The sequence below is a fragment of the Streptomyces sp. NPDC006624 genome (assembly GCF_040611555.1).
Classification (GTDB): Bacteria; Actinomycetota; Actinomycetes; order Streptomycetales; family Streptomycetaceae; genus Streptomyces.
This window is the reverse complement of sequence record NZ_JBEXOM010000001.1, coordinates 147,834-172,026: the sequence shown is the minus strand read 5'-3', so window position 1 is coordinate 172,026 and position 24,193 is coordinate 147,834. Positions and strand designations below refer to the sequence as shown.

The 24,193-nt window shown below is 72.0% G+C and carries 21 protein-coding genes, 1 other RNA gene and 1 pseudogene; 15 read left to right on the top strand and 8 right to left on the bottom strand.

Annotated features, from left to right (window positions below; translation table 11 throughout):
* Nucleotides 1-63: 63 nt before the first annotated feature.
* Entirely contained in the window at nt 64-789 is a 726-nt protein-coding gene (locus ABZY20_RS00805) for a dienelactone hydrolase family protein (protein WP_356434612.1), read from the bottom strand.
* A 360-nt stretch (nt 790-1,149) separates the two neighbouring features.
* Between ABZY20_RS00805 and ABZY20_RS00800 the strand changes: the two genes are divergently transcribed.
* The 10 genes from ABZY20_RS00800 to ABZY20_RS00755 all read left to right on the top strand — a co-directional run bounded on the left by ABZY20_RS00800 (nt 1,150) and on the right by ABZY20_RS00755 (nt 13,839).
* On the top strand, nt 1,150-1,482 hold the full coding sequence (locus ABZY20_RS00800) for a hypothetical protein (RefSeq protein ID WP_356434609.1): 333 nt from the start codon (nt 1,150-1,152) through the stop codon (nt 1,480-1,482).
* A gap of 82 nt (nt 1,483-1,564) precedes the next feature.
* On the top strand, nt 1,565-1,876 hold the full coding sequence (locus ABZY20_RS00795) for a pore-forming ESAT-6 family protein (RefSeq protein WP_356434606.1): 312 nt from the start codon (nt 1,565-1,567) through the stop codon (nt 1,874-1,876).
* Between the two features lie 65 nt (nt 1,877-1,941).
* The gene (locus ABZY20_RS00790) at nt 1,942-2,334 is read left to right on the top strand and encodes a DUF6507 family protein (RefSeq protein ID WP_356434603.1); all 393 of its coding nucleotides are present in this window, start codon (nt 1,942-1,944) and stop codon (nt 2,332-2,334) included.
* Nucleotides 2,331-4,769 (top strand): hypothetical protein, encoded by a 2,439-nt coding sequence (locus ABZY20_RS00785; protein ID WP_356434600.1) that lies wholly within the window; start codon nt 2,331-2,333, stop codon nt 4,767-4,769. The genes ABZY20_RS00790 and ABZY20_RS00785 overlap by 4 nt, the downstream gene beginning before the upstream one ends.
* Nucleotides 4,766-5,629 carry an immunity 49 family protein gene (locus tag ABZY20_RS00780; RefSeq protein WP_356434598.1) on the top strand — a complete coding sequence of 288 codons (864 nt, stop codon included), beginning with the start codon at nt 4,766-4,768 and terminating at the stop codon, nt 5,627-5,629. Before ABZY20_RS00785 ends, ABZY20_RS00780 begins: the two co-directional genes overlap by 4 nt.
* Entirely contained in the window at nt 5,626-5,919 is a 294-nt protein-coding gene (locus ABZY20_RS00775; RefSeq protein ID WP_356434596.1) for a hypothetical protein, read from the top strand. The genes ABZY20_RS00780 and ABZY20_RS00775 overlap by 4 nt, the downstream gene beginning before the upstream one ends.
* A 31-nt stretch (nt 5,920-5,950) precedes the next feature.
* Nucleotides 5,951-7,315: a type VII secretion integral membrane protein EccD gene (eccD, locus tag ABZY20_RS00770; RefSeq protein ID WP_356434594.1), complete on the top strand. Its 1,365-nt coding sequence runs from the start codon at nt 5,951-5,953 to the stop codon at nt 7,313-7,315.
* A 10-nt stretch (nt 7,316-7,325) separates the two neighbouring features.
* On the top strand, nt 7,326-8,462 hold the full coding sequence (locus ABZY20_RS00765) for a hypothetical protein (protein WP_356434592.1): 1,137 nt from the start codon (nt 7,326-7,328) through the stop codon (nt 8,460-8,462).
* Nucleotides 8,459-12,439, top strand: a complete 3,981-nt coding sequence (eccCb, locus tag ABZY20_RS00760; protein WP_356434591.1) for a type VII secretion protein EccCb — start codon at nt 8,459-8,461, stop codon at nt 12,437-12,439. The genes ABZY20_RS00765 and eccCb overlap by 4 nt, the downstream gene beginning before the upstream one ends.
* The gene (locus ABZY20_RS00755) at nt 12,436-13,839 is read left to right on the top strand and encodes a DUF6177 family protein (protein WP_356434589.1); all 1,404 of its coding nucleotides are present in this window, start codon (nt 12,436-12,438) and stop codon (nt 13,837-13,839) included. Before eccCb ends, ABZY20_RS00755 begins: the two co-directional genes overlap by 4 nt.
* A 109-nt stretch (nt 13,840-13,948) precedes the next feature.
* Here ABZY20_RS00755 and rnpB read toward each other — a convergent pair.
* From rnpB to ABZY20_RS00735, 4 genes and pseudogenes are all read right to left on the bottom strand, one after another.
* Nucleotides 13,949-14,353, bottom strand: an RNA gene (gene rnpB, locus ABZY20_RS00750) — RNase P RNA component class A.
* Between the two features lie 115 nt (nt 14,354-14,468).
* Nucleotides 14,469-15,215 (bottom strand): annotated as a pseudogene (locus tag ABZY20_RS00745) (EamA family transporter); the annotation flags it as partial.
* A 52-nt stretch (nt 15,216-15,267) separates the two neighbouring features.
* A complete protein-coding gene (locus ABZY20_RS00740; RefSeq protein WP_356434586.1) occupies nt 15,268-16,095 on the bottom strand; it encodes an AraC family transcriptional regulator in 828 nt (275 codons plus the stop codon).
* A gap of 24 nt (nt 16,096-16,119) precedes the next feature.
* Nucleotides 16,120-16,698, bottom strand: coding sequence for a Uma2 family endonuclease (locus ABZY20_RS00735; RefSeq protein WP_356434583.1), 579 nt, complete (start codon nt 16,696-16,698; stop codon nt 16,120-16,122).
* A 187-nt stretch (nt 16,699-16,885) separates the two neighbouring features.
* Between ABZY20_RS00735 and ABZY20_RS00730 the strand changes: the two genes are divergently transcribed.
* From ABZY20_RS00730 to ABZY20_RS00720, 3 genes are all read left to right on the top strand, one after another.
* A complete protein-coding gene (locus tag ABZY20_RS00730; RefSeq protein ID WP_356434581.1) occupies nt 16,886-17,641 on the top strand; it encodes a MerR family transcriptional regulator in 756 nt (251 codons plus the stop codon).
* Between the two features lie 186 nt (nt 17,642-17,827).
* Nucleotides 17,828-18,610, top strand: coding sequence for a peroxide stress protein YaaA (gene yaaA, locus ABZY20_RS00725; RefSeq protein ID WP_356434579.1), 783 nt, complete (start codon nt 17,828-17,830; stop codon nt 18,608-18,610).
* A gap of 64 nt (nt 18,611-18,674) precedes the next feature.
* On the top strand, nt 18,675-19,328 hold the full coding sequence (locus tag ABZY20_RS00720; RefSeq protein WP_356434577.1) for a bifunctional 4-hydroxy-2-oxoglutarate aldolase/2-dehydro-3-deoxy-phosphogluconate aldolase: 654 nt from the start codon (nt 18,675-18,677) through the stop codon (nt 19,326-19,328).
* Here ABZY20_RS00720 and ABZY20_RS00715 read toward each other — a convergent pair.
* The 3 genes from ABZY20_RS00715 to ABZY20_RS00705 are packed head-to-tail and all read right to left on the bottom strand — an operon-like array spanning nt 19,303 to nt 22,306.
* A complete protein-coding gene (locus tag ABZY20_RS00715) occupies nt 19,303-20,691 on the bottom strand; it encodes a bifunctional RNase H/acid phosphatase (protein WP_356434574.1) in 1,389 nt (462 codons plus the stop codon). The genes ABZY20_RS00720 and ABZY20_RS00715 overlap by 26 nt on opposite strands.
* 20 nt (nt 20,692-20,711) lie before the next feature.
* Entirely contained in the window at nt 20,712-21,455 is a 744-nt protein-coding gene (locus tag ABZY20_RS00710; RefSeq protein ID WP_356435979.1) for a C4-type zinc ribbon domain-containing protein, read from the bottom strand.
* Nucleotides 21,452-22,306, bottom strand: a complete 855-nt coding sequence (locus tag ABZY20_RS00705; protein ID WP_356434571.1) for a Nif3-like dinuclear metal center hexameric protein — start codon at nt 22,304-22,306, stop codon at nt 21,452-21,454. The genes ABZY20_RS00710 and ABZY20_RS00705 overlap by 4 nt, the downstream gene beginning before the upstream one ends.
* A gap of 199 nt (nt 22,307-22,505) precedes the next feature.
* Here ABZY20_RS00705 and ABZY20_RS00700 point away from each other — a divergent pair, with 199 nt between their 5' ends.
* Nucleotides 22,506-23,972, top strand: a complete 1,467-nt coding sequence (locus tag ABZY20_RS00700; RefSeq protein WP_356434568.1) for a hypothetical protein — start codon at nt 22,506-22,508, stop codon at nt 23,970-23,972.
* Nucleotides 23,973-24,021: 49 nt separating this feature from the next.
* On the top strand, nt 24,022-24,189 hold the full coding sequence (locus ABZY20_RS00695) for a hypothetical protein (RefSeq protein WP_356434566.1): 168 nt from the start codon (nt 24,022-24,024) through the stop codon (nt 24,187-24,189).
* The last annotated feature ends 4 nt before the right edge of the window (nt 24,190-24,193 follow it).

Sequence of the window (24,193 nt, the reverse complement as noted above, 5' to 3'; positions counted from 1 at the left end):
TCCTGCGACGCGGGATGCAGGCCGAGGCCGAAGGCTGGACCGGTGGGATCGAGGGCATCGACCTCACTCCGTTACGGCCAGGCACTCGGCGAGCAGGTCGACGACGTCCCGCCAGGCTCGCTGCGCGTGCTGAGGGTGATATCCGACCCCGGGAAGCACGACGTGGCCGACCGGTGGGTGGTGGAAGGCGTGCAAGGCACCGCCGTAGACCACGAGGCGCCAGTCGACGCCCGCGGCCTGCATCTCGGCGGTGAATGCGTCCCGTTGCGCGGGCGGCATGATCGGGTCCTCCGACCCGACCCCGGCCCACACCGGGCAGCGAATGCGCGCCGTCTCGCCCGGCCGGCCCGTGATCAGTCCGTTGACTGTCGCGATCGCGCGCAGGTCGACGCCGCTGCGCCCGAGTTCCAGCGCGATCGCGCCCCCGGTGCCGTAGCCGACGGCGGCGATCCGGTCCGGGTCGGTCCGCGGCTCGGCGCGGAGCACGTCGAGCGCCGCGTGGCCGATGCCTCGCATCCGGTCGGGGTCGGCGAGCAGCGGCATGCAACGGGCCAGCATCTCCTCGGGGTCGCCCAGATAGCGCCCGCCGTGGAGGTCGAAGGCCAGCGCCACGTATCCCCGCTCGGCGAGCGCATCGGCCCGGCGGCGCTCGACGTCGCTGAGCCCCACCCCCTCGGGCCCCACCAGGACCGCCGGCCGGCGGTCGACACCGGCCGGGAGCGCGAGGTGCCCGATCATCGTCAGACCGTCGGCCGCGTATTCGATCGTGCGCGTCGTAACCGTCGTCATGAGCCTGGACTGTAGTGATCGTCGAGCCCGGTGGGCCGGTGTTCTGCCGCTGGCAGAAGGCAGGTCTCCGGCGTATTCCGGAACCACCCCGTCAGCGGTTCAGCTCAAACCCGCGAACAAACCGCCGTCCGCCCGAAGGGCGGACGCGCCGGACGCCGCTGCTCGCAGACGGGTTCCTCGCAGCGCTCCGGGCGGCGGCCATCCACGTACGAGATCAGGCCAGTTCGGGCTCATCTGCGTTGCGCCTGCAACGCAAGGTGCGGAAGGATGTTCGACGAACTGTGAGTCACACGTACCGTGTGAGTACGCTGCAGTGATCGCGCGGCGCCACTGCGCAACACGCTTACGGGGGGTAGGGGTATGAAGTTCGACATGGGGTCGACGACCCTGTCGGAGCTCGGGAAGAGCACCGTCGGGTCGAGTGAGGACCTGGGCACGCTGATCACGTGGCTGGTCCAGGCGGCGGAGCCGTTGGAGGGCAAGTTCAACGGGGCGGGCAAGGCCGCGTTCGACAGGTTCAAGCTGAACGCCGACGAGATCACCGCTGCGCTGAACGGTTCGCTGAGTGCGATCCTGGGCGGCCAGTCCGGCATGGACACCGCGTTCGGGACCGGTGACGTGGAGTTGGAGGACAACGCCCACCAGAACATGGGTGCCGCCAACTTCGACGCGGCTCGCTTCGGCGCGCGCTAGCCACGGAGGCGCCGTAGGCGCCCGTCGGCCGTAGCCACCTTCACCGTCACCGTTGTCACCGTTTCCGAGGGGGAATCCGACCATGGGTCAGAACCTGGACCGCCGTTCGTACGACACCGGCGCCTCCAGCGAGGTGCAGATCAGCCTGCACGCCGTCATCGGGCAGTTGGAGCGCGTACTGGCCGACCGCGACCGCGCCGTGAAGGCCGCGATGGCCGACTTCACGGCGGACGGAGTCGCCGACGAGTACCACGGCAAGGAGAACCGCTGGCACCGCGCCGCCGGTGAGGTCCGCGAGATCATCCGGCTGGTCCGCACGACCATGGAGCAGAACGACGGGACCGCGCAGACGACCCTGGCCAAGGCGCGGGCGGCCGTCGACAACATCGGCTGACGCCGGACGCTCAGCGGCAGCAGGGGCAGGGACAAGGGCCGGGAGAGGGAAACGGGGGCTGGCGCATGCCGGCATGGGACATCTCGCCGTCCGGGGTTCAGAGTGTGGTCTCGAACGTCGGCGACGTCATGAAAGTCCTGGACGAGATCGTCCAGGCGTACTCGGGGGACGTGCAGGGCGCGGCCACCTCGGCGGGGACGCTCGCCCCGGGTGGGGCGGGCGGTGAGCACAAGGGGCAGACCGGGCTGGTGGCCGCCGCTCTCGCGGAATTCATGGAAGGCACCGCGGACGAGCTGAAGTTCATAGGCGAGCGTGTCGGCAAGTCGGTCAACGGCGCGGTGGAGGCCACGGTGGCGTACCGGGACGGTGACCTGGAGATGGCCGCGGAAGCGCAGCAGCGGGCTGCCGGACTGATCAGGCCCGACATGCCGGACGGCTGGAAGGCTGGTCTCCAGTGATCAAGCCGGAGTCCATCCCGCTGTTCACCGGTGATCTCGGTCAGCTGGAACAGCACACGGACGCCCTGCGGAAGGAAGCGGACGGCATCCGTCAGGCCGGCGGTGAGGCGCATCGGCAGTTCCAGGGGCTGTCGGCCTTCTACCAGGCGCCGGAGGCGGAGGACCTCTTCGCCTCCACCACGCCCGTGCGCGACGCCGCCGACCGGTTCGGGGACAAGGTCGCCACGGTGGCCGACGCGCTGAGGACGTATGCGGCCGAAGTCGCGCCGATCGCTCGGCGGTTGGAACGGTTGCAGGGCCAGGCGACAACGTTCGTCGCCGGGCTGAGGACCGACAGCGGGGAGTTCGACGAGAACTGGACCGATGACGCGGACAAGGTCTCACAGCACCAGGCTCTGATGCATGACGTGCACGTCGCACAGGAGCAGTTCGCCGCTGCCGAGATCGCCTGCAACAACAAGATCACAGCACTGGTCGGCGGCACCCAGTACGTGATGAACACCGGGGCCAAGCAGCTCATACCCCGTGGTGCCGAGCTCTACGGCTACAGCGCCGAGGTACTGGACCAGGCGAAGGAACTCCCCTGGGGCACGCCGGTCACCCAGTCCCACGACTGGTGGGACCCCGACGACCTCGGCTACTACGCCAAGAGCTTCTTCTGGGACGGCATCATCGTCGACAACGTCTGGGGCACCATCGACGGTATCGCGACCCTCGCCGGATTCCATGGCTCCGACAGTGCGGGGCAGGCCTGGGAAGGCCTGGTCCGGGCGGTGGTCGGGGCCGAGACCTATCTCATGGAATCCGGCGGCCGGAAGCCCACCGGCGTCTTCGCGACCGACTTCGCCCAGGACAGCAAGAAGTACGCCAAGGAGTTCGGCAAGTCCTTCGTCGCCTGGGACATGTGGAAGGAGAACCCGGCCCGAGCTGCGGCCACTGTCGTCTTCAACGGGCTCACCCTGGGCGCCGGCCCGCTCAAGGTCGCCTCCGCGGGCAAGGCGGGCACCGCTGCCAAGGTGGCCACCACGGTCGCGAAGGTCGGCGACGCGATCGACCCGATCAACGCGGCGGTGAAGGTGACGGGCCATGCCGTGCCGAAAATCGCCGAGGTCGCGGCGAGCCTGCGGGGCGTGGACGGCATCCCCGATCTGTCCGCCCCGCACAGCATCCTGGAACTCTCCGATGGTTCCAGGCTCGTCATCGAGGACGGCAAGTTCATCGCCTACGACAAACACGGCGACCTCGTCGGCGAGGCACCGAAGCAGGAGCGCTCCGTTCCCGAGGGGACCGTATCGGCGCGGGAGCGGGAACTCGCCGCGGCCGGCGCGATGTCGCGGGGCTCGGGGGAAGCGTCCGGAGGGGCTGGAAGCACCCATGCCGTCGGTTCTGAGGCGACCGGTTCGGGCGGTGCCGGGCCGGTCGGCGACGGCCATGTCGGTACCGGCTCCGGCGGCAGCGGCAGCGGCCTAAACAGAGTGACCGGCCCGGACAGCGGGCTCCCTGGCCAGCACTCGGTGCCCCCGCGCCCCAGCTTCATGCAGGACGGGTTCAACCCTTACGGACCTCGCGGAACGCTCACGCGGGAGCAGATCGAGGAGATCCAGGTCTACCGGGCCAACCACGAGCCCGGGTATCGCGAGCACTACTACCGCAAGGACGGCACTCGAAAGCTCCTGGAAGTCCACGACGAGAGCGGGTACACGCCGCCCCAGCTCACGCGGTTGTCGGACAACGATCCGTGGATTCGCGCCAAGGATGTTCCCGAGCCTCCCAAGCCGCATTTCGTCGACGCCGACTACATCCGCGTGGGCGCGGACACTGTGACAAGTGCGGACAGGCTCCGCGTTCTGGAAGATGCCGCGTGGGAGCGCCATGCCGCTGTCCAATACGACAACCTGGTCGCGGACTGGAAGGCACAGACGGGCGCCGCACACGAGTTGCACGGGACTGTCAATACGACCGCGCAGTGGGGAGAGGCCAAGGGGGCGTATAAGGAATCGCATACCGCGATGGGGGACGCCGCCGAGGCGTTTGGCGAGAAAGCAGCCGAATATCACTACGTGGCCGAGAACTATCCGGACTTCGAGAATCAGCCGCTGCTGGGGCCGAAGAACGGCAACGACCAGTTCGACCAGGTATGGAAGCACGAGGATGGTCGAATTGTCGTCATTGAGGCTAAGAGCAGTCCCGGTACCGACCTTGGTAGACGCACACTTCCGAATGGTCGGCAAGTCTCCCAGGGAAGCAGAGAGTACTTCTTCGATATCATGGAGGCCATGAAGAGGCGGGGCGAGTTCGGCCTCGTACGGGATCTCCAAACAGCGCTCAAAGAAGGGAAACTAGAATACGCCGTCGTCAAGGGTGAGAAAAACGCCGGTTCGTACACTGGCTACCAGTACCGACGGTTCGACATCAGCAAGGGAACTCTGCCATGACCGTACAAATTGCCCGGCATGGGCTGTCGGCCGGACCTGAGGCCAAGCAGTTCGCCGAGCGGCTGGGCGAGCACCTGGCCTGGGAAATCGGTGGTCTCGAGGCGTCGACGGCCGTGATCGACTCGACCTTCGGTACCGCGGTCATGATGTTGCGTGCCCGCTGTGTCATCGACCCGCGAGCAGCGGCAGTGGAGACGTGGGAGGCTGCCGTCAATGCGATGCAGCTCGGCTCGGCTCTGTTCGCCGCGACGGGTGTGCGTGAGGGGACCATCGAGTGCCGCATCGACCACAAGGTACGCAGCCTCCCGGCCGTCGGCACACTCTCCACCGCAGACGCCGGTACCTGGCTCACCGCCTTCTGGCTGGCCGTCATCTGCCGCGAACCCCAGCGCATGACGCAGCTCTGTGAGATCCCGCTGGAGCGGCTGCGATCGCCGGAGGGGCAGTACGACGAGTACATCTACCACTGGGTGGACACGCTGCAGACGTACTGGCTGCGGCGGCCCGGGCTGGTGGAGAAGCTCACCGCCACACTGGAGATGTCACACCCCGACGTGGCCCGTATCGCCCCCCGCGATCTGCTCGACGGCGTGCTCTATCCGCCGATCCACCTCTTCTCCCGCTTGATCGCGAACGACTGGGACGGCTTCGCCTCGGGCCTGATCGAGGCGCTGAAGCTGCATAAGGCGTACTGGACCCTGACCGAGGAACGGGCGGCGGACATCGACGGCAGCATCGCCCTGGGCCCGCTGGCGATGGCCTGCTGGGCTTTTGACGGGCAGGTCGCCCTCGGGGTGGAGTCGGACTACCTCCCCAAGCACCTCGTCGAGCACAGCTGGCTGGGCGAGTTCCCGACGTGACGGCCCAGGACTATGACAGCCAGCTCCTGGAGTCGGTGTCGGTACGCCGTCGCCGTCTCCGCGACGCCCTGCTCTTCGGCACCCAGCGCCAGCGGCGTTCCGCCGACGAGAGGTTGGGGAAGCTGTTCGCCGGGGTGGTGATCGCGGCCGTGGTGTGCGCGGGGTGTGTGGGGTGGTCGTTCGTGTCGCATCGGGTCATCGGGAAGAGCCCGTACGGGGCCTCGGTGCCCTCGCCGCAGCCGTCCGGATCGTTGTCGCCCTCGCCCTCCGGGGCCTCTTCTACCCGGTGATAGGTTCGAACGCGTGATACCCACGGGGACTTTGAGCCGTTCAGCGGCCGGCCGGCGTACGGCGCTCAGCCGGGTCACCCTGGTCGGCGAGCGGCGCCGGGTCGACCTCGTACTGCCCTCGCTGGAGCCGGTCGGGGTTCTCCTGCCCGAGATCATGCGGTTGCTGGACGACCGCGTGGGCGCTCGGCCCGAGTCGCGGCATCTCGTCACTGCTGACGGCTCCGCGCTGGAGCCCGACTCTTCCTTGGCGTCGGCCGGTGTGCCGGACGGGGCCGTGTTGCGGCTGGTTCGCGTGCAGGACGCGCCATCGGCTCCTGTCGTGCACGACGTGAGCGACGAGGTCGCCGACGATCTCGACGTTCGGGCGTGGCGGTGGCGCCCTGCGGTGCGCAGGGTGGTCGCCGGCGCCGCGACCGTGCTCTGGGCGGTGGCCGCGGGCGTGCTCGCCCGCGGAGAGTTCGATCTGGCGGCGGTCGGCGCCGGGTTGCTCGCCGCCGCGGGTGCGGGTGCGCTCGCCGGGGTGCTGTGCGGGCGTGTGCGGCGGCAGGGTCTTGCCATCACCTTGATCGTCACGGCCGGCGCCCTGGGCGTCCTGGGAGTCTGGACCTGTGCTGACGCGTACGGCTGGTCTGGTCCGCAGCGACTCGCGGGGCTCGCCGTCTCCGTGGCGACTGCGCTCTTGCTCGCCGGATGGTTCACGCGGTTGGGGCGCGGGGGGCTGGTCGGGGCCGGGGCGGTCGGCGGGTGTCTCGTGCTGTGGGAAGTGGCCATCGCCCTTCAGGACGGTGGGGGGTCCGCGGCCGGGCAGGCCCGGGCCGGCGCGTTGCTGGCGGCTTTCTCCATCGTCGCCCTGGGCGTGCTGCCGCGGCTGGCGCTGATGGCGTCGGGGCTGACCGGGCTGGACGACCGGCGTACAGGTGGGGCGTCGGTGAGCCGGTACCAGGTGGCCACGGCACTGGCGGCCACCCATCGCGGGCTGGCGATCGCGACCGTCGTGCTGGCCGCCTCGGCGGCCGTGGCCGGAGTCATGGTGCTGCGCTCGGTGTCGGTGTGGACGGTGCTGCTCGGTGTCATGGTCATGGTGGCGCTCGGGCTACGGGCGCGTGCGTTTCCGCTGACCGCCGAAGTCGTGGTGCTGCTCGTGGCCGCGACCGTTGTCGCGGTGCGGCTCGTTGTGCTGTGGCTGGAGAACACCGCGGCGGCCGGCCCGATTGCCGTACTGGCCCTGCTCGCGGTCGTCCCCCTCGTGGTGCTGAGCGTGGAGCCCGCCGAACATGTGCGGGTTCGGCTGCGGCGCATCGGCGACGTTCTGGAGTCAACCGCCGTGATCGCCATGCTTCCGCTGGTCATCGGCGTGTTCGGGGTGTACGGGCGGCTGCTCGGCACCTTCGCGTGAGGGCACGGAGATGGGCATGACCGGGGGAGGAGACTGGCAGCACGATCTGTTGCGGGAGCTCGCCGGCGGTTCCTCCGGGGAGGCACCGGTCCCGTCCTCTCCCGCCGAGCCACGCGCGGTCCCGGGCTCCCCCGCGCAGCCGGAAACAGGACCCGCAGCGCATCCCGAGCCGTCCCCCGCTGCTCCTCCCGTGCCTCGCCAGGCCCACGACCCGCAGGCCCCTGCCCCGGCCCCGCAATCTCTCCCCACCGTCGACCCCCGTCTCGCCATTGCCCTCGGCCGCCCCCAGCACGGCGACTCGGTCGCACGTCGTACCGGACGCACGCTCCGGAAACTCACCGCCTCCGCCGGGCAGGAGGTCGCCGAACAGACACGGTTCGCCCAGGAGTTGCAGCAGCCGGTGACGACCGGCCGGGTGATCGCGGTGACCTCGATCCGTGGTGGCGTCGGCAAGTCGACGGTGTCCGCGCTGCTGGCTCGTACCTTCAACCACTACCGGCACGACCCGGTGCTCGCCCTGGAGGCCGACGCGGCGCTCGGCACGCTCCCGGTGCGGCTGGGCGCGGACACGGTGCGCTGGTGCTGTGCGGACCTTGCCCGGATTCTCACTCCCTCCATGCGCCTGACCGACGTCACCGGCTACCTGGTGCCGGTTGCCGACGGCGGCTGGCTGCTGCCGGCGGGCCAGGGCCGGGTCGGTGCCCCTCTGGACCTGCGCACCTACATGACGGTGGCGACGGCCCTGCGGCGCTATTTCGCGGTGACGGTGGTGGACTGCGAGACACTGCCCGGTGAGGTGGCGCGCGCCGCGATGGACACCGCCCACGCACGGGTGGTGGTCGCGCCGATGACCGCCGAGGGCGTGCACGGCACCCGACAGGTCCTCGACTGGCTCGGCCAGTTGCCGCACTCCGCCCTGGACGCCACCGTCGTCGCCCTCAGCGCAGCCTCCCCCGACACCACGCTCGATGTGAAGTCGGCCGCCGCGCACCTGCGCGAGCCCGGTGTCCCGGTGATCCCGCTGCCCTACGACCGTCATCTCGCCCAAGGAGGCCCCATCCACACCGCCATGCTGAGCCAGGCAACCCGCGACGCGGCCGTCCGTCTGGCGGCCGCGGTGATGCAGCGGGCGGTGCGGGTCCGGTGACCCAGCAGATCGTCCACCGGCCCGCGCGGTCCACCCGGCCACTCGCCCCTGCCGAGCCGCGCACGATCGAAGCGCCTCCGAATCTGCCCGAGGGCAAGATCGGTAGTGCGGCCACGGCGCTGCTGCCCATGGCCGGTGTTCTCAGCTCCGTCGTGCTGATGACCGTCGTCCGCAGCAGCCAGTTCGCCGCGATCGGCGCAATCGTGCTGGTCGTGGCCCTGCTAGGGGCGGTGGCCCTGTTCCTGTCCCAGCGGGGCAAGGGGCAGCGCACCCGGCGCATCCAGCGTGAGCGGTATCTGGAGTATCTGGAGGGACTCCGCGAGGAGTTGGGCACCGCCGAGCGGGAGCGACGGCAGCGTTCCCGGCTGCTCAATCCACCGCCGGAGGCGTTGTACGACCTCGTCCGCGACCCGGCACGGCTGTGGGAGCGCCGCCGCCAGGACGCCGACTTCCTACGGGTGCGGGTGGGCACCGGTGACGTACCGGCCCAAGAACCGGAGATCGCGCAGAACAGCGCCGGCGGAGTGCTCACCCCTCCCGACCCGTTCATGCTGAACGAGGCCCGCGCATTGCAGAACCGCTTCGGCACGACCACGGACTTCCCGCTCACCGTGCCATTGGACCGGGCCGGCAACGTCAGCGTCGTCGGCGACAGGGAAGGTGTCCTCCGCGTCGCCCGCGCGCTCCTGCTCCAGACGGCGGTCACCCATGCCCCGGACGACGTGGCGCTCGCCCTCGCCACGGCCGAGGAGTCCGACTGGGCGTGGGCCAAGTGGCTGCCTCACGTCCTCGACACCCAGGTCTACGACGGTCCCGTCGCCGCCCGCCGGATCGCACCCGACCTGGCCGAGCTGGCCCGCCTGTGCGCGCCCGACCTGCGGCGGCGTGCCGCGTACGCGGCCGAGGTGCGCCGTGGCCTGTCCGGCAGGGACGCGCTGCGACTGACGTCCCGCATGTTCGTGGTCAGCGACACCTACGGCGACACCGCGGCCGAACTGCCCCGCCCGGACTCGGCGATCGGCCTGCCCGACATGGGCCTCACCGTGCTGCACCTGCTTCAGCAGCAGGTACACGAGCCCGACCAGGTCAGTGTGCGCATCACCGTCGACGGTGACCGCATCGCCGTGGAGGACCTCCGTACGCCCGAGATCCCGGCCGCCCACGGCACGACCGACACGGTGACCGGTCCCGGTGCCGAGGGCATCGCCCGCCTGCTGGCGCCGCTGCGGCTGTCGGCCGAGTCGGTGGCGGAGGGCACGCCTGTGTCCGGGCCGGTGGACCTCCCCGCATTGCTGGGCATCGACGACCCGGCCGCGCTCGACCTCGAGAGGCTGTGGGCGCCGCGCGGCGAGCGGGACTTCCTGCGCGTCCCCATCGGCCTCACGGACCGGCACGAGCCGGTACTGCTGGACCTGAAGGAATCCTCCCAGCTGGGCATGGGTCCGCACGGGCTGTGCGTGGGCGCCACCGGTTCCGGCAAGAGCGAACTGCTGCGCACCCTCGTCCTGGCACTGGCCGCCACCCACTCCCCGGAGGACCTGGCCCTGGTCCTGGTCGACTACAAGGGCGGCGCCACCTTCGCCCCGTTCGCCGAACTCCCCCACGTCGCCGGGGTGATCACCAACCTGGAGAACCAGGCCGGCCTCGTCGAACGCGTCCACTCCAGCCTGGCCGGCGAGGTCAAACGCCGCCAGCAGGTCCTCAAGGACGCCGGGAACATCGCCGACATCGGCCACTACGCCACCCTGCGCGCCACGACCCGCCCCGACCTCGAACCCCTCCCCCACCTGTTCGTCGTCATCGACGAGTTCGGCGAACTCATCACCGCCAAGCCGGACTTCATCGACCTGTTCCTGTCCATCGGCCGCATCGGCCGCTCCATCGGCGTCCATCTGCTGCTGTCCAGCCAGCGCATCGAGGGCGGCAAGCTCAAGGGCCTGGACACCTACCTGTCGTACCGTCTGGGCCTGCGCACCTTCTCCGCCGACGAGTCCCGCACCGTCCTGGACACCACCGACGCCTTCCACCTGCCGCCCCTGCCCGGCTTCGGCTACCTCAAGGTCGACACCTCCACCTACGAACGCTTCAAGGCCGGGTACGTCTCAGGTGCCTACAACGGACCGGCCCTGCGCAAGGAGCGCGACGACGCGCCGCTCGCCCGGCCCTACCCGACGTACAACACACCGCAGCAGGCCGTGGCCGCGGAGGAGCCCGTCGCCACCAAGCGGGAGACCGGACCGACCGTCCTGTCCGTCATGGTCGGCCAACTCGCCACCGCCGCCCCGCCAGTACGCCGGATCTGGCTGCCCCCGCTGCCCGACGCCATCACCCTGGATGCTGCCGCGGGCCCCCTCCAGGCCGGTCCGGACGGTCTGCGCCTCGCCCACGGTGACGGCCCGCTGCGCATCCCGCTCGGTGTCCTCGACGACCCGGCCCGTCAGTGGCAGAGGCCATGGTTGCTGGACCTGACCGTCGCCGGCGGTCACGTGGCCGTCATCGGCGGCCCGCAGTCCGGCAAGACCACCCTGCTGCGCACCCTCGCCCTCTCCCTGGCCCTCACCCACACCCCGTACGACATCGCCGTCTACGGCCTCGACCTGGCCGGCGGCGGTCTGTCCGCCCTGGCCGACCTGCCCCACGTCGGCGGCATCGCCGGCCGCGCCGACCGGGAGCGAGCCGCACGCACGGTCGCCGAGGTGCGCACCATGCTCACCCAGCGCGAGGAGCTGTTCCGCGAGCACGGCATCGACTCCGTCGGCCACCTCCGCCACCTACGGGCCGACAACCGACTCCCTGAGCTGGGCGCCACCGACATCGTGCTGCTCATCGACGGATTCGGCGCCCTGCGCGAGGAATTCGCCGACCTCGACGACGCGGTGGCCGACCTCCTCAAACGCGGCGGCGGCTACGGCGTCCACGTCGTCGCGGGCATGCTGCGCTGGAACGACGTCCGCATCGCCACCCAGTCCATGTTCGGCAGCCGCATCGAGCTGCGTCTGAACGACCCGGCCGACTCCTCCATCGACCGCAAGCTCTCCGAGACCCTCTCCCCTGGCACTCCCGGCCGAGCCCTGACCGACGGCGAGCTGTTCGCCCAGGTGGCCCTGCCCCGCATCGACAACCACCCGATGACCGGCGACCTGGCCCCGTCCCTGGAACGCACGACCCGCACCATCCGCGCCTCCTGGCACGGCGAGCTCGCCCCACCTGTACGGGTCCTGCCCACCCGCCTGCCGAGCACCAAGCTGCCCTCACCGGCGGCCGAACCGACGAAGATCCCGCTCGGCGTCGACCAGGACGCCCTCGCCCCGGTCCTGCTCGACCTGTTCGGTACCGACCAGCACCTGCTGATCCTCGGCGACAACGAGTGCGGCAAGACCAACCTGCTGAAGCTGATCGCCGCCCAGCTCATCGAGCGCTACGGGGACGAGGAACTCGTCTTCGGAATCTTCGACCCGCGCCGCGGCCTGCGCGGCACGATCCCCGAGCCGTACCGCGGCGGCTACGCGCACAACGCCAAACTCGCCGCCGCCCTGTCCACCGGCATCGCCACGGAACTGGAAAAACGTCTGCCGGAGACGGCCGACCCGGATGCGCCGCTGACCGCCGAGCCCGCCTTCTCCGGACCGCGGATCGTCATCCTCGTCGACGACTACGACATCCTCACCGCCGCAGGACAGCAACCCCTGGCCCCCTTCTTGCCGTACCTGTCCTCGGCGCAGGACATCGGCCTGCACTTCGTCCTCGCCCGCCGCACCGCCGGCGCCTCCCGCGCGCTGTACGAGCCGCTGCTGACCGCCCTGCGCGAAACCGGCACCGCCGCGCTCGTCATGACCGGCGAGCGCACCGAGGGCCAGCTCTTTCCGGGCCTGTACGCCTCCCTGCAGCCGCCCGGCCGCGGCACACTCGTGCGCCGGGGCCGCCCCCACCAGCTGATCCAGACCGCCCTGACCGTGGAAGAGGCCGACGCAGAGTGACGAAGGACGTCATCGCTCTCACCCCGAGCATGCCGGACCTGCCCACCCTTCTGGCGGGCCTGTACGCCGGCGGCCCCGACCTCGGCGTGAACACCACGGCCGACGGTGCCGTCGTCCAGCTCTGCGCCCCCGACGGCCGCCCACTCGTCTCCGTGGAAGCCCCCATCCTCGTCCAGGTCCCCGGCGAGACCACCCGCCTGCTGGGGCACCCCGTCGAGGAAGGCCCGGTGTGGTGGACCGAGGCGCGCGCCTCCACCGCCGTCTCAGAGGCCGGACGCCTCGCCGGCTCCTTCGCAGGGCGCCTGGCCACCGTCCTCGGCGGCACGGTCTGGCCCCCGGAAGCCGCCACCACGGACGTCGTCCCCCTCACGACCGACGTCTCAGCGATCCCGGTGCCCGCCACCTCCACCCCCGCCGTGGACGTCCTCACCGACTCGACGGCCGTGGTCATCCAGGACCGCCCCCTCGTCGCCATGACCAGCTGGCTCTCCGACGCCCTGCGCACCACGACCGCCACCGACCGCGCCCTCCAGATCGTCACCCCACCGACGGCACGCCTCACCCTGCCCACCCGCACGGCCCTGCGCGGCCTGCCCAACCGCTGGGTCGTCCAGGACCCCGAGCACGGCTACTACGACGGCCTGTCCGGTGCTGTACTCCACTGGAAGAACGGCACCTTCACCCCCGTACGCGACAAGGACGGCACCGCCTCCGTGGCCGAGGTGTTCACGACGGCCGCCGAGACCGGTGAACGCCAGCTTCTCCTCACTCTGCGCACCCGACACCCCGCAGACGCAGACCTCGTCCTCGGCCGAGCCCTGGAGGCCGCATTCCGGCATCTGACCGGCACCGCGCCCGCGGGCTGGAGCACAGCCGAACCGGTCAATCTCCCTTGGTCGCCACGCCAGTTGACCGATCTGGCCCGTGCTCGTGCGCCTCGCCCCAGCTGGCTGATCGCTGTCGGACACCCCGACCAGCACGCTCTCGCCACCCTGCGCGCATTCAGGACGACGGCGGGCGTCGAAGAAGACATCACCCTCGCGCTCGGCTACGGCAAGAACGACTCACCGCCCCTGCAAGCCATCGAGGCCCTCGCGGCCGAACTCGACGCCGAGCACGGTCTCGTCACTCTTCTCACCGCCCTCCGTGCTGCCCGCCGCGACCTCACCGTTCCCGCACGGCTCGAACCACCTGCGATCCCCGTCACCTTCACGCTCGGCCACGACGAGGCCAGGCGCGTCCCTTCGCTCCGCGCAGCGCAACCGCACGGCGGCCCGGCCCCCACCCGGCTCGGCCCCCCGACCAGACCGGCCCTCCATTACCCACTGGGGGATGGAACCGACCCACACACCTGGTCCACGTTCCAGCAGCTCACGCAGCATGTGAAACAGCAGGCGTGACCGGCGCCGCCCTCTGGACTGACTGGAAACACAGTGTGGTGAGCCTGTGGCTGCGTCGGCACCGCGCGGTGGTACGGGTCATGTTCCGAGGCAAAGCCGCAGGTAGCGGCAGACGAGTCGGGCTGTACGCCGGGTTCTGTACCCCGGGACCTCGCGGTCGTCGGGGTGACGGCCATCCATCTAGGGCCGGCGTTGCCGCCGGCCTCGTGCGGTCTACCCGCGGACTCGGGCGGGCAGCCCTCGGTCGTCCGCGCAGAAGCACCGGGGTGCTTCCTCTTGACCTTGCTCCGGGTGGGGTTTACCTAGCTGCCTGAGTCACCCCAGGCACTGGTGGTCTCTTACACCACCGTTTCACCCTTACCCAGCACCGAGGTGCTGGGCGGTTTGCTTTCTGTGGCACTGTCCCGCGGGTCACCCCGGGTGGCCGTTAGCCACCACCCTGCCCTGTGGAGCCCGGACGTTCCTCGGGGAGCTCCCCGTCAGGGGGACTCCACGCGGCCGTCCGCCCGGCTCGTCTGCCGTGTCGACCATGGTACCCGGCGTGGCGCGGGCTTCGGTGCCGCCGCCGTGGCCAGGACCGAGCCCGCCAGGATCAGGGCGAAGGCGGCCAGGACCGTCGGGGTCAGGTGCTCGTCCAGGAAGGCGGCCCCGGCCGCCACCGCGACCGCCGGGTTGACGTACGTGATGACCGCCGCGCGGGTCGGGCCCGCCTCCTTGATCAGTTCCAGGAAGGCCACGAACGCGACGGCCGTGCAGACGACGCCGAGGGCCGCGAGGGCGGTGAGGGTCTCGGGTGAGGGGAGGGCGGCGGGGCGCGAGGCGACGGCCGCGGGGGCGTAGACCAGGGCCGCCAGGGCCAGGCAGGGCGTGATCAGGTGCAGCGTCGGGACGTCCTTGAGGTGGCGGCTGGCGATGAGGGGGGCGGTGGCGTAGCCGACGACCGTCACCAGGACCTCCGCCAGGGAGAAGGCGTCGCCGCCCGTCAGGTGCGGGACGGTGAGGACGCCGACTCCGGCCAGGCCCAGCGCGAGGCCCGTGACGCGGCGGGTGCCGAGGGACTCCGCCGCGCCGAAGAAGCGGGAGAGCAGGACCGCGACGATCGGTACGCCCGCGATCAGCAGGCCCGCGGTGGAGCTGGAGAGGTGGCGTTCCGCGTCGGTCAGGGTGTACCAGGGGCCGACGATCTCGATGACCGCGAACGCCAGCATCGGCTTCCAGTGGGTGCGGACGGTGCGTACCAGGCCCGGCTGGCGCAGGGCGAAGGGCAGCAGGAGCGCGGCGCCGAGCGCGCAGCGCGTGAAGACGACCATGGAGGGGGACAGTTCGTCCACCGCCACCTTGATCAGCAGGTAGGGGACGCCCCAGACCACTCCCATCAGGGAGAACAGGAACCAGCCTCGTGCAGTCATGCGGTGAGTGTCGGCCGGGTCAGCGTCCGGTGTCTTGAACGCTGTTGCGGTACGCCGCCGGGGTCACACCCAGGACCCGGCGGAACCAGCGGGTGAGGTGCGCCTGGTCGGCGAACCCTACGAGGCCCGCGACCTCCGCGGGGCGCAGGCCCGCTTCCAGGAGGCCGCGGGCCCGGGTGACCCGGTGCTGGGCGAGCCAGGCGTACGGCGGTACGCCCATCGTGGTGCGGAAGGCGCGCAGGAGCTGGTAGCGGGACAGGCCCAGGTCGGTGGCCAGGGCGGCCAGGGACGGGGGGTCCAGGAGTTCGTCCGCCAGGCGGTCCCGCACGGTTCTGGCGATGTGGCCGGCGCCGGGCACCGCGTCCTGCGCCGCCTTTGCCGTCGAGTGGCGGCGGGCCAGGGCCGTGAGGAGCCAGGGCAGCCGGGACTCCGCCTCCAGCGGGTCGGGGCAGGCGCTGATGTCGGTGTGGGCGGCGCGCAGGGCGGCGGCCAGTTCCGGGTCGTGCAGGACGGGGTCGCGGAAGTGCGGGAGGCCGCCGAGGGTGCCGTCGGCGAGCAGGGCCGGTTCGGCGTAGAGGGCCTGGTAGGCGTAGCCGTCGGTGGCGGCCGGGCCGCCGGTGTGCATCTCGCCCGGCTCCAGGACGACGATCGAGCCGGGGTAGGAGTGGATGTGCCCGCCCCGGTAGGCGATGACCTCGGAGCCGCCGACGGTGACGCCGACCGTGAACTCGTCGTGGGCGTGGGGTGCGTATGTGTGCTGGTCGAAGTGGGCCGTGAGCAGGTCCAGGGGCGGGCCGGCACGGCCCAGTCGTGCTCTGGTCCAGCGGGCCTGTTCTCGTGTCCCCATGGCGCACCCCCCGCCCCCAGGGGATCAGAGGAGGTCCGCGGTGTCCAGGTCGAAGGCGAAGGGTTCCGGGAGGGTGACGGGCTTGCCGAAGGGGCGGGCGCAGTGTTCGCGGTAGTCGTCGTCCTTCGGCTCGCTGAAGACCGTGACCTGGGCCGTCTCACGGTCGACGAGCAGGTAGAGCGGGATGTCTGCCCGGGCGTAGCAGCGGCGCTTGGCCTCGCGGTCGGCCTGCGGCTTCGTGGAGGTCACCTCCAGCACCATGGCGACGCCGTCGCAGGGCATCCATGAGCCACCCCCGCCGAACAGGTCACGGGCGAGAGGGCTGAAGGTGACGTCCGGAACCAAGTGGTTCTTCGGACACGCGCCGCCGCTCCTCATCTTGAGGCCCTTGTTCCCGGAGAAGTCCATGTCGGTCCGGGAGTGCTTGATCACCTGCCTCACGATGCGGCTGATGTACTTCTCGTGATCCCCGTCCGGCGGCGGCGTCACTACGATCTCCCCCTCGATCAGCTCGGCCCGGAATCCCTCCGGGGTGTCCAGGGCGAGAAAGCCCTCCAGCAGGACGTCTTCCTGCGAGAGCGGCTCGTGGGCCATGGCGGTCATGTCACGCCCCTCCTTCGGTCGCTCGCCAGACTGGGACATCGGCTGATCACCTGCCGGTGGAATCGGGATCCGTTCCCTCGATCGTGGCACACGATCAACGCCACCGTCAGGCACCGAACCGGTCGCCGTCGTCAGGCACCGGGCCGCGACTTGACCCTGCCGCGGCGTCAACGTCTGTACTGGTCCCATGCGGATCGGAGAACTCGCCGACGTCGTCGGTGTCACCACGCGGGCCGTGCGGCACTACCACCACCAAGGGCTGCTGCCCGAGCCGGAGCGGCGCCCCAACGGGTACCGCCGGTACACGTTGCGGCATGCCGTCGTGCTGGCGCGGATCCGGCGGCTGACCGAGCTGGGGCTGGGGCTCGCCGAGGTGCGGGACGTGCTCGCGCAGGAGGCCGGGAAGGACCTCGTCGAGGTGCTGACCGAGCTGGACGCGGATCTGGCCCGGCAGGAGGAGGCGCTCCGGGAGCGGCGTGCGCGGCTGCGGGCGCTGCTCCAGGCGGAGGGCGGGCTGCCCGCCGAAGGGCCCGTGTCGCCCGAGCTGGCCGCGCTGTTCGCCGGGACGGCCCATCTGTCGGACTCGCCGATGGCCGCCAAGGACCGCGAGGTCATCGCGTTCCTGGAGACCGCCATGCCGGCCGGGGACCGGGAGCGGATGGTGGCGGCCCTCGGGGAGATGCTGGCGAGTCCGGGGGGTGTGGAGCGTGCCGGTGCGGCGTACGCGCTGCTCGACGCGCTCGCCGACGCCGAGGTCGACGATCCGCGCGTCGACGGGGCGGCCCGGGCCCTGGCCGCCTGTGTGCCCGCGGAGCTGTTTCCGGGGATCGGGGAGTCGGACCACGAGGAGAGCGTCATGCGCGCGTTCTACGACGACCTTTCCCCCGCCCAGGCGGAGGCCCTCCGCCGTACCCTGCGGATGCTCACCGAGGAGCGGCGATGAGGATCGTGTGGCTGCTGGTCCGGCCCGAGGTGCGGGCGCTGGTGGCGCTCGTGGGCGAGGAGCGGCGGTGACGGCGGTGACGGCGGTGGCTGGTGCGCCGCGTCGGCCGGTCGTGCGCCGGGGGCGTGCCGGGTCGGTGTCCGGGCCCTCGTACCCTGGCGGCGGAGTCCGATCGAAGGAGTACGCGTGCTTGTCCTGCTGCCGCCGTCCGAAGGCAAGGCCCCTTCCGGCCGCGGTGCCCCGCTGAAGCCGGAGTCGCTGTCGCTGCCGGGGCTGGGCGAGGCCCGGGAGGCCGTGCTCGCCGAGCTGGTCGAGCTGTGCTCCGGCGACGAGGACAAGGCGCGCGAGGTGCTCGGGCTGAGCGAGGGGCTGCGGGGCGAGGTCGCGAAGAACGCCGGGCTGCTGACCGCCGGGGCCCGGCCGGCCGGGGAGATCTACACGGGCGTGCTGTACGACGCGCTCGGTCTGGCCTCCCTGGACGCGGCCGCCCGGAGGCGGGCCGCGCGGTGGCTGCTGGTGTTCTCCGGGTTGTGGGGTGCCGTGCGGGTGACGGACCGGATCCCGTCCTACCGCTGCTCGATGGGCGTGAAGCTGCCCGGCCTCGGCGCGCTGGGGGCCCACTGGCGTACGCCGATGGCGTCGGTGCTGCCGGAGGCGGCCGGGGACGGGCTGGTGCTGGACCTGCGGTCCGCCGCGTACGCCGCCGCCTGGAAGCCGAAGGGCGAGGTGGCCGGGCGGACGGCGACCGTGCGGGTGCTGCACGCGCCGACGCGGAAGGTGGTCAGCCACTTCAACAAGGCGACGAAGGGGCGGATGGTGCGGAGTCTGCTGACCGCCGGTGCGGCTCCGGGTTCGCCCGCCGAGCTGGTGGAGGTGCTCCGGGAACTCGGGTACGTGGTGGAGGCCGAGGCGCCGGCGAAGGCGGGGCGGGCGTGGGCGCTGGACGTGCTGGTGGACGAGGTTCACTAGGGGCGCGTTGCACCCTGCGCAACGACCTTTGCGCAGGGTGCGTGGGCGACGGCAGGATGAGGCCATGGCCTCCTCCTCGCCCCTGCCTGCCTCCGTGCTGGACCTCGCGCCCGTCGTCCCCGTCGTCGTCATCGAGGACGCGGGCGACGCCGTACCGCTGGCGCGGGCGCTGGTCGCCGGGGGGCTGCCCGCGATCGAGGTGACGCTGCGGACGCCTGCGGCCCTGGAGGCGATCCGGGTCATCGCCCGCGAGGTGCCCGGCGCGGTGGTCGGGGCCGGGACGGTGATCCGTCCCGGGCAGGTGGCCGAGGTGGTGGACGCGGGCGCCCGGTTCCTGGTCAGCCCCGGCTGGACGGACCGGCTGCTGGAGGCGATGCGGGCGTCCGGTGTGCCGTTCCTGCCGGGGGTGTCGACCACGTCCGAGGTGGTGGCGCTGCTGGAGCGCGGGGTGCGCGAGATGAAGTTCTTCCCGGCGCAGGCCGCGGGCGGTACGGCGTATCTGAGGTCGCTGGCGGGGCCGCTCCCCCAGGCGCGGTTCTGCCCCACGGGCGGGATCGGCCCGGACTCCGCTCCGGACTATCTGGCGCTGCCCAACGTCGGGTGCGTGGGCGGCAGTTGGATGCTGCCGCCGGACGCCGTGGCAGGGCGCGACTGGGGGCGGGTCGAGGCGCTGGCGCGGGAGGCGGCTTCGCTCAGCGCAGGTGGGACGTGTCGTTGAGCAGGCGGACGCTGGCGTTGCCGTCGGCGTAGTAGGCGACCACCGACAGGGACGCGGCCGACAGTTCCATGCGGAACAGGGACTCCGGCGGGGCGCCGAGGGCGAGCCGGACGAGCGTCTTGATCGGGGTCACGTGCGTGACGAGCAGGATCGTGCGGCCCGCGTACGCCGCGAGCAGCTTGTCGCGTGCGGCGGCGATCCGGGCGGCGGTCGCGGCGAAGCTCTCGCCGCCGCCGGTCGGTTCGGCGTCCGGGGAGGCGAGCCAGGCGCTGAGGTCGTCGGGGTGGCGTTCGCGGACCTCGGCGAAGGTGAGGCCCTCCCAGGCGCCGAAGTCGGTCTCGCGCAGCCCGTCCTCGATGCTCACGTCGAGCCCGAGCCGGGCGGCGACGATACCGGCGGTCTCCCGCGTACGGGCCAGCGGCGACGACACGACGGCCTGGATCGTGCCCCGCCGGGCGAGCAGCGCGGCGGCCCGTTCGGCCTGCTCCCGGCCGGCGTCGGAGAGCGAGGGATCGGTGCCGCCGCTCCCGGAGAACCTCTTCTGCGGGGTGAGCGGGGTCTCGCCGTGCCGCAGCAGCACGAAGGTGGCGGGAGCGCCCATGTCGGCGGGGGCCCAGCCGGGGGTGGCCACGGTCCTGGCGGCACGGGTGTCGGCTTCGGCGCGGGTCTCGGCGGCGGGGGTAGGGGCAGGGGCCGGGGCAGGGGCGCCTGAGGTCGGGGTACCGGCGGTCGGGGTGTCAGCCGGGGCGTCCTGCCCCTCCGCCTCGTCCCTCTCGCCGCTCCCGGCAGTCTCAGCGGTCTCGCCCCTCTCGGCCGTCTTGGCCGTCTCGCCACTCTCGGCCGTCTCGTCCCTCTCGTCCGTCGCGCCGGGTCCGGGAACCTCGGCAGCCGCCGTTCGCGGGCCGGCCGCTGCCTCCAGCTCCGCCGTCGACTCGGCCTCCGACCACTGCTCTCCCCTGGCGCCCGCGTCCATCGCCTCGTTGGCGAGCCGGTCCGCGTGCTTGTTGCGCTCGCGGGGGATCCACTCGTAGGCGACCTGCCCGGGCGGGAAGATCCGGGCGGCCTCCGCGGCCAGGGGCTTCAAGTCGGGGTGCTTGATCTTCCAGCGGCCCGACATCTGCTCGACGACGAGCTTGGAGTCCATCCGGACGCGGACCGTCGCGGCCGGGTCCAGTTCCCGGGCCGCGCGCAGGCCCGCGACGAGGCCGCGGTACTCGGCGACGTTGTTCGTGGCGACGCCGATGTACTCGGCGGTCTCCCGCAGGGTCTGACCCGTCGTCGCGTCGCTGACCACGGCCCCGTAGCCGGCGGGGCCCGGGTTGCCCCGCGACCCGCCGTCGGCCTCGACGATGAACTCCCGCACCGGAAGGGCTCCCCGCGGTCCTAGAGGCCGGACTCGGACGTGCGCACCAGGATGCGGCCGCAGTTCTCGCAGCGGATCACCGTGTCGGGCGCGGCCTTGCGGATCTCGCTCAGCTCGGTGATCGCCAGCTCCTGCCGGCAGCCCTGGCAGCTGCGCGCGTACAGCTTCGCCGCGCCGATGCCGCCCTGCTGCTCGCGCAGCCGGTCGTAGAGCTTCAGCAGGTCCGCGGGGATCGACCCGGCGACGACCTCGCGCTCCTTGGAGACCGTGGCGATCTCGCCGTCGATCTGCTCGAAGGCGGCGTCCCGGCGCGCGGTCGCGTCGTCGATGCGGGACTGGACGGAGCCGGTCCGCTCGGACAGCTCGGCGACCCGCTCCTGCGCGGACTCCCGGCGCTCCATGACCTCGAGCACCACGTCCTCCAGGTCGCCCTGCCGCCGGGCGAGGGAGGCGATCTCGCGCTGGAGGTTCTCCAGGTCCTTCGGCGAGGAGACGGCTCCGGAGTCGAGGCGCTTCTGGTCGCGGGCGGCGCGCTGGCGCACCTGGTCCACGTCCTGCTCGGCCTTGGTCTGCTCGCGGGCGCAGTCGCTCTCCTCGGTCTGCGCGGCCACGAGCAGGTCGCGCAGCTGGGAGTGGTCCTTGGTCAGCGCCTCGATCTCGGCGTGCTCGGGGAGCGACTTGCGCTTGTGCGCGAGCTGCTGGAGGCGGACGTCGAGGTCCTGGAGGTCGAGGAGGCGGATCTGGTCGGCGGGCGCGGCGTTCAGTTCGGGGCTCCCAGGGATTCGGAGGGGGATGAGGCCGCGTGCGCGGTCCAGGGGTCGGTGACCGTCTTCGAGATGTGGACGCGCAGGTCCCATCCGTGCCGGTCGGAGATCTCGTCGAGCTGGCTCGCGGCCAGCTCGCACCAGGGCCACTCGGTGGCCCAGTGCGCCGCGTCGAGCAGCGCGAGGGGGCTTTGGGCCACGGCTTCTGAGGCCGGGTGGTGGCGCAGGTCCGCGGTGAGGAAGGCGTCCACACCGGCCGCGCGTACGTGGTCGAAGAGGCTGTCGCCGGAGCCGCCGCTGACGGCGACCGTGCGGACGACCGCCTCGGGGTCGCCGGCGACGCGGATGCCCTGCGCGGTGGCGGGCAGCCGCTCGGCGGCGCGGGCGGCGAGCTCGCGGACGGTCAGCGGGGCGTCCAGGGCGCAGACCCGGCCCAGTCCCCGGCGGCCCCCGGGGTCGGTGGGGTCCGGGACGAGCGGCCCGGTGACCCGCAGGTCCAGGGCGCCGGCGAGGGCGTCGGAGACGCCGGGGTCGGCGGTGTCGGCGTTGGTGTGGGCGACGTGCAGCGCGATGTCGTTCTTGATCAGGGTGTGGACGACACGGCCCTTGAAGTGCGTCGCCGCGACGGTCGTGGTGCCGCGCAGGTAGAGCGGGTGGTGGGTGACCAGCAGGTCGGCGCCCAGCTTCACCGCCTCGTCGACGATCTCCTGGACCGGGTCGACGGCGAACAGCACCCGTGTGACCTGCTGGTCCGGGTCGCCCGTGACGGTGCCGACCGCGTCCCAGGACTCGGCCCGCTCGGCGGGCCACAGGTTCTCCAGCGCGGCGATGACTTCAGACAGACGGGGCACGGGTGCAAGGCTACCCGTCTGATCTGTGGCGTTGAACCGTCACCGCCCCCGGCCGCCCGGCATCGCCCCGCTCAGCACAATCGCCCCCTTCCCCTCAGGCGAATCGTTCCTGGAACACCCTTATGTGTGAAGCCTGGGTCCGAGGAATTCCCCGCCCGCGCGTACGAAAACTACGTTCGTCACCGGAGGTGACCGAACGATGACTGCCTGTGTGATCGAGCCTTCGGCGGGACACGAGGACGGACATGAGGACGGACATGAGGACGGACACGAGGAGGGTGACGGGACCGCGCCCGCGGGCTGCGCCCTCACCGCGGACGGTTCCTACGCCGCACGCCTCGCCTCGGCCGGCGACTCCTGGTTCCCGGAGCGCTGGACCCTCGACGGACCCGAGCCCTACGCGGTACCCCTGCCCCGCAACCAGCCGGAGGAGCCCGGCACCGAGGTGCAGCCCATGGGGGACGGGCGGGTCCTGATCCACCGGCGGGTGGCCGGGCGGCACGCCTTCTCGCTGCTGTACCCGGCCGGGCCGGGGACCGGTGAGCTGCCGCTGGGCGCGGTCGAGTGCGCGGACGCCACGGCGCGGCTGCGGATGCTGCCGCCTGCGCCCGGGGGCGAGAGGGCGTACGCCCTCGCCGTCGGCCCGCGGTCGACGTCGGTGTGGATGGTGGCGGGCGGCGCCTTCGGGCCCGAGCGGCTGGCGGAGCTGCCCGGCCGCTGCTCGGGCGGGGTGTGGCTGGACCGTACGGAGCGACTGCTGGCGCTGGACCGGGAGACCGGCGGGCGCACCAAGGCCGTCGTGGTGGACCTGGAGCGCGGCGGTGAGGTGTCGCCGCTGCTGCAGATCGCCGCCGACAGCGACGACCGGCTGCTGCTCGCCGACCATGACAGCGGGCTGCTGATCGTCCGCTCGGACGCGCCCTCGCCCGGGCAGGAGCGCCTCGGCTGGGGCGTGCTGGGCAGCACGCTGCCGGTGCGCTTCCCGGAGTGCCTGCGGCTGCCGGACTGCTCCGTCACGCCGTTCGCGATCCAGCCGGGCCAGATGCTGACACCGGAGACCTGCGCGGTGGCGCTGCGGGTGGACGGCCCGGCGGGCAGCTGGGTCGCGGTGTGGCGTCCCGCGGAGCGGCGGGTGCACCACCTTCCGGCGCCGCAGGGGTGGCTGGCCGGTACGGGACTGTGGACGGCGGAGGGGGTGCTGCGGCTGCCGTACGTGACGGAGGCCGTGCCGTGCGGGGTGGCGCGGGTGACCCCGCCCGGGGCGGCGGTGCCGGAGTCCGGCGGGATGCCGCAGCCCGGCGGGATGCCGCAGCCCGGAGGGATGCCGCACCCCGGCGGAGTGCCGCAGCCCGGCGAGATGCCGCCGCACGCGGAGCCGGGCGAGGGCCCCACGCGGGCCGCGCCCCCGGGACACCCGCCGCAACCGGGACACCCTCCGCAACCGGCGCCCGCGGGGCATCCACCGGAACCGGCGCCCCCGGATCCGCAGCGGTCCGGGGGCCACACCGAGCCGGGACAGCCGGCCCCGCCGGCTCCTCCCGGCGAGCCCGCGGCACCCGCCGCGGCACGCCCGGTGCCTCTTCAGCAGGCGCCGTTGGGACGCCTTGTAACGAACCCGTGCCGGTTGGCGTGGCCGCCTGGATCAGGGGTCCGGGAGGCCGGTTAAACTCACCCGGCTGTAAAAAAGATCATGTTGACGGGGTGAATTCCTTCCGATGAGCGACGCCAGTACGAACCAGCCGCGTACCGCCGGCATCCAGGAGGCCTCCGCCGGCCACGGCCGGCACCGTGGCGAGGTCTCCACGCAGGACAGCGGGACGGCTCCGCGCGGACGCCACCGCAAGCCGGCGGCGGAGACCGAGCAGGCCGTGACTGCGGCCTGAGGGC

Excerpts from the sequence above, each read along its gene's own strand:
- ABZY20_RS00795 (WP_356434606.1), top strand. The coding sequence starts at position 1,565 with ATGGGTCAGAACCTGGACCGCCGTTCGTACGACACCGGCGCCTCCAGC.
- ABZY20_RS00790 (WP_356434603.1), top strand. The coding sequence starts at position 1,942 with ATGCCGGCATGGGACATCTCGCCGTCCGGGGTTCAGAGTGTGGTCTCG.
- ABZY20_RS00740 (WP_356434586.1), bottom strand. The coding sequence starts at position 16,095 with ATGGGGACACGAGAACAGGCCCGCTGGACCAGAGCACGACTGGGCCGT.
- ABZY20_RS00730 (WP_356434581.1), top strand. The coding sequence starts at position 16,886 with ATGCGGATCGGAGAACTCGCCGACGTCGTCGGTGTCACCACGCGGGCC.
- ABZY20_RS00695 (WP_356434566.1), top strand. The coding sequence starts at position 24,022 with ATGAGCGACGCCAGTACGAACCAGCCGCGTACCGCCGGCATCCAGGAG.
- ABZY20_RS00720 (WP_356434577.1), top strand. The coding sequence starts at position 18,675 with ATGGCCTCCTCCTCGCCCCTGCCTGCCTCCGTGCTGGACCTCGCGCCC.
- ABZY20_RS00780 (WP_356434598.1), top strand. The coding sequence starts at position 4,766 with ATGACCGTACAAATTGCCCGGCATGGGCTGTCGGCCGGACCTGAGGCC.
- ABZY20_RS00800 (WP_356434609.1), top strand. The coding sequence starts at position 1,150 with ATGAAGTTCGACATGGGGTCGACGACCCTGTCGGAGCTCGGGAAGAGC.
- ABZY20_RS00735 (WP_356434583.1), bottom strand. The coding sequence starts at position 16,698 with ATGACCGCCATGGCCCACGAGCCGCTCTCGCAGGAAGACGTCCTGCTG.
- ABZY20_RS00765 (WP_356434592.1), top strand. The coding sequence starts at position 7,326 with ATGGGCATGACCGGGGGAGGAGACTGGCAGCACGATCTGTTGCGGGAG.
- ABZY20_RS00805 (WP_356434612.1), bottom strand. The coding sequence starts at position 789 with ATGACGACGGTTACGACGCGCACGATCGAATACGCGGCCGACGGTCTG.
- ABZY20_RS00700 (WP_356434568.1), top strand. The coding sequence starts at position 22,506 with ATGACTGCCTGTGTGATCGAGCCTTCGGCGGGACACGAGGACGGACAT.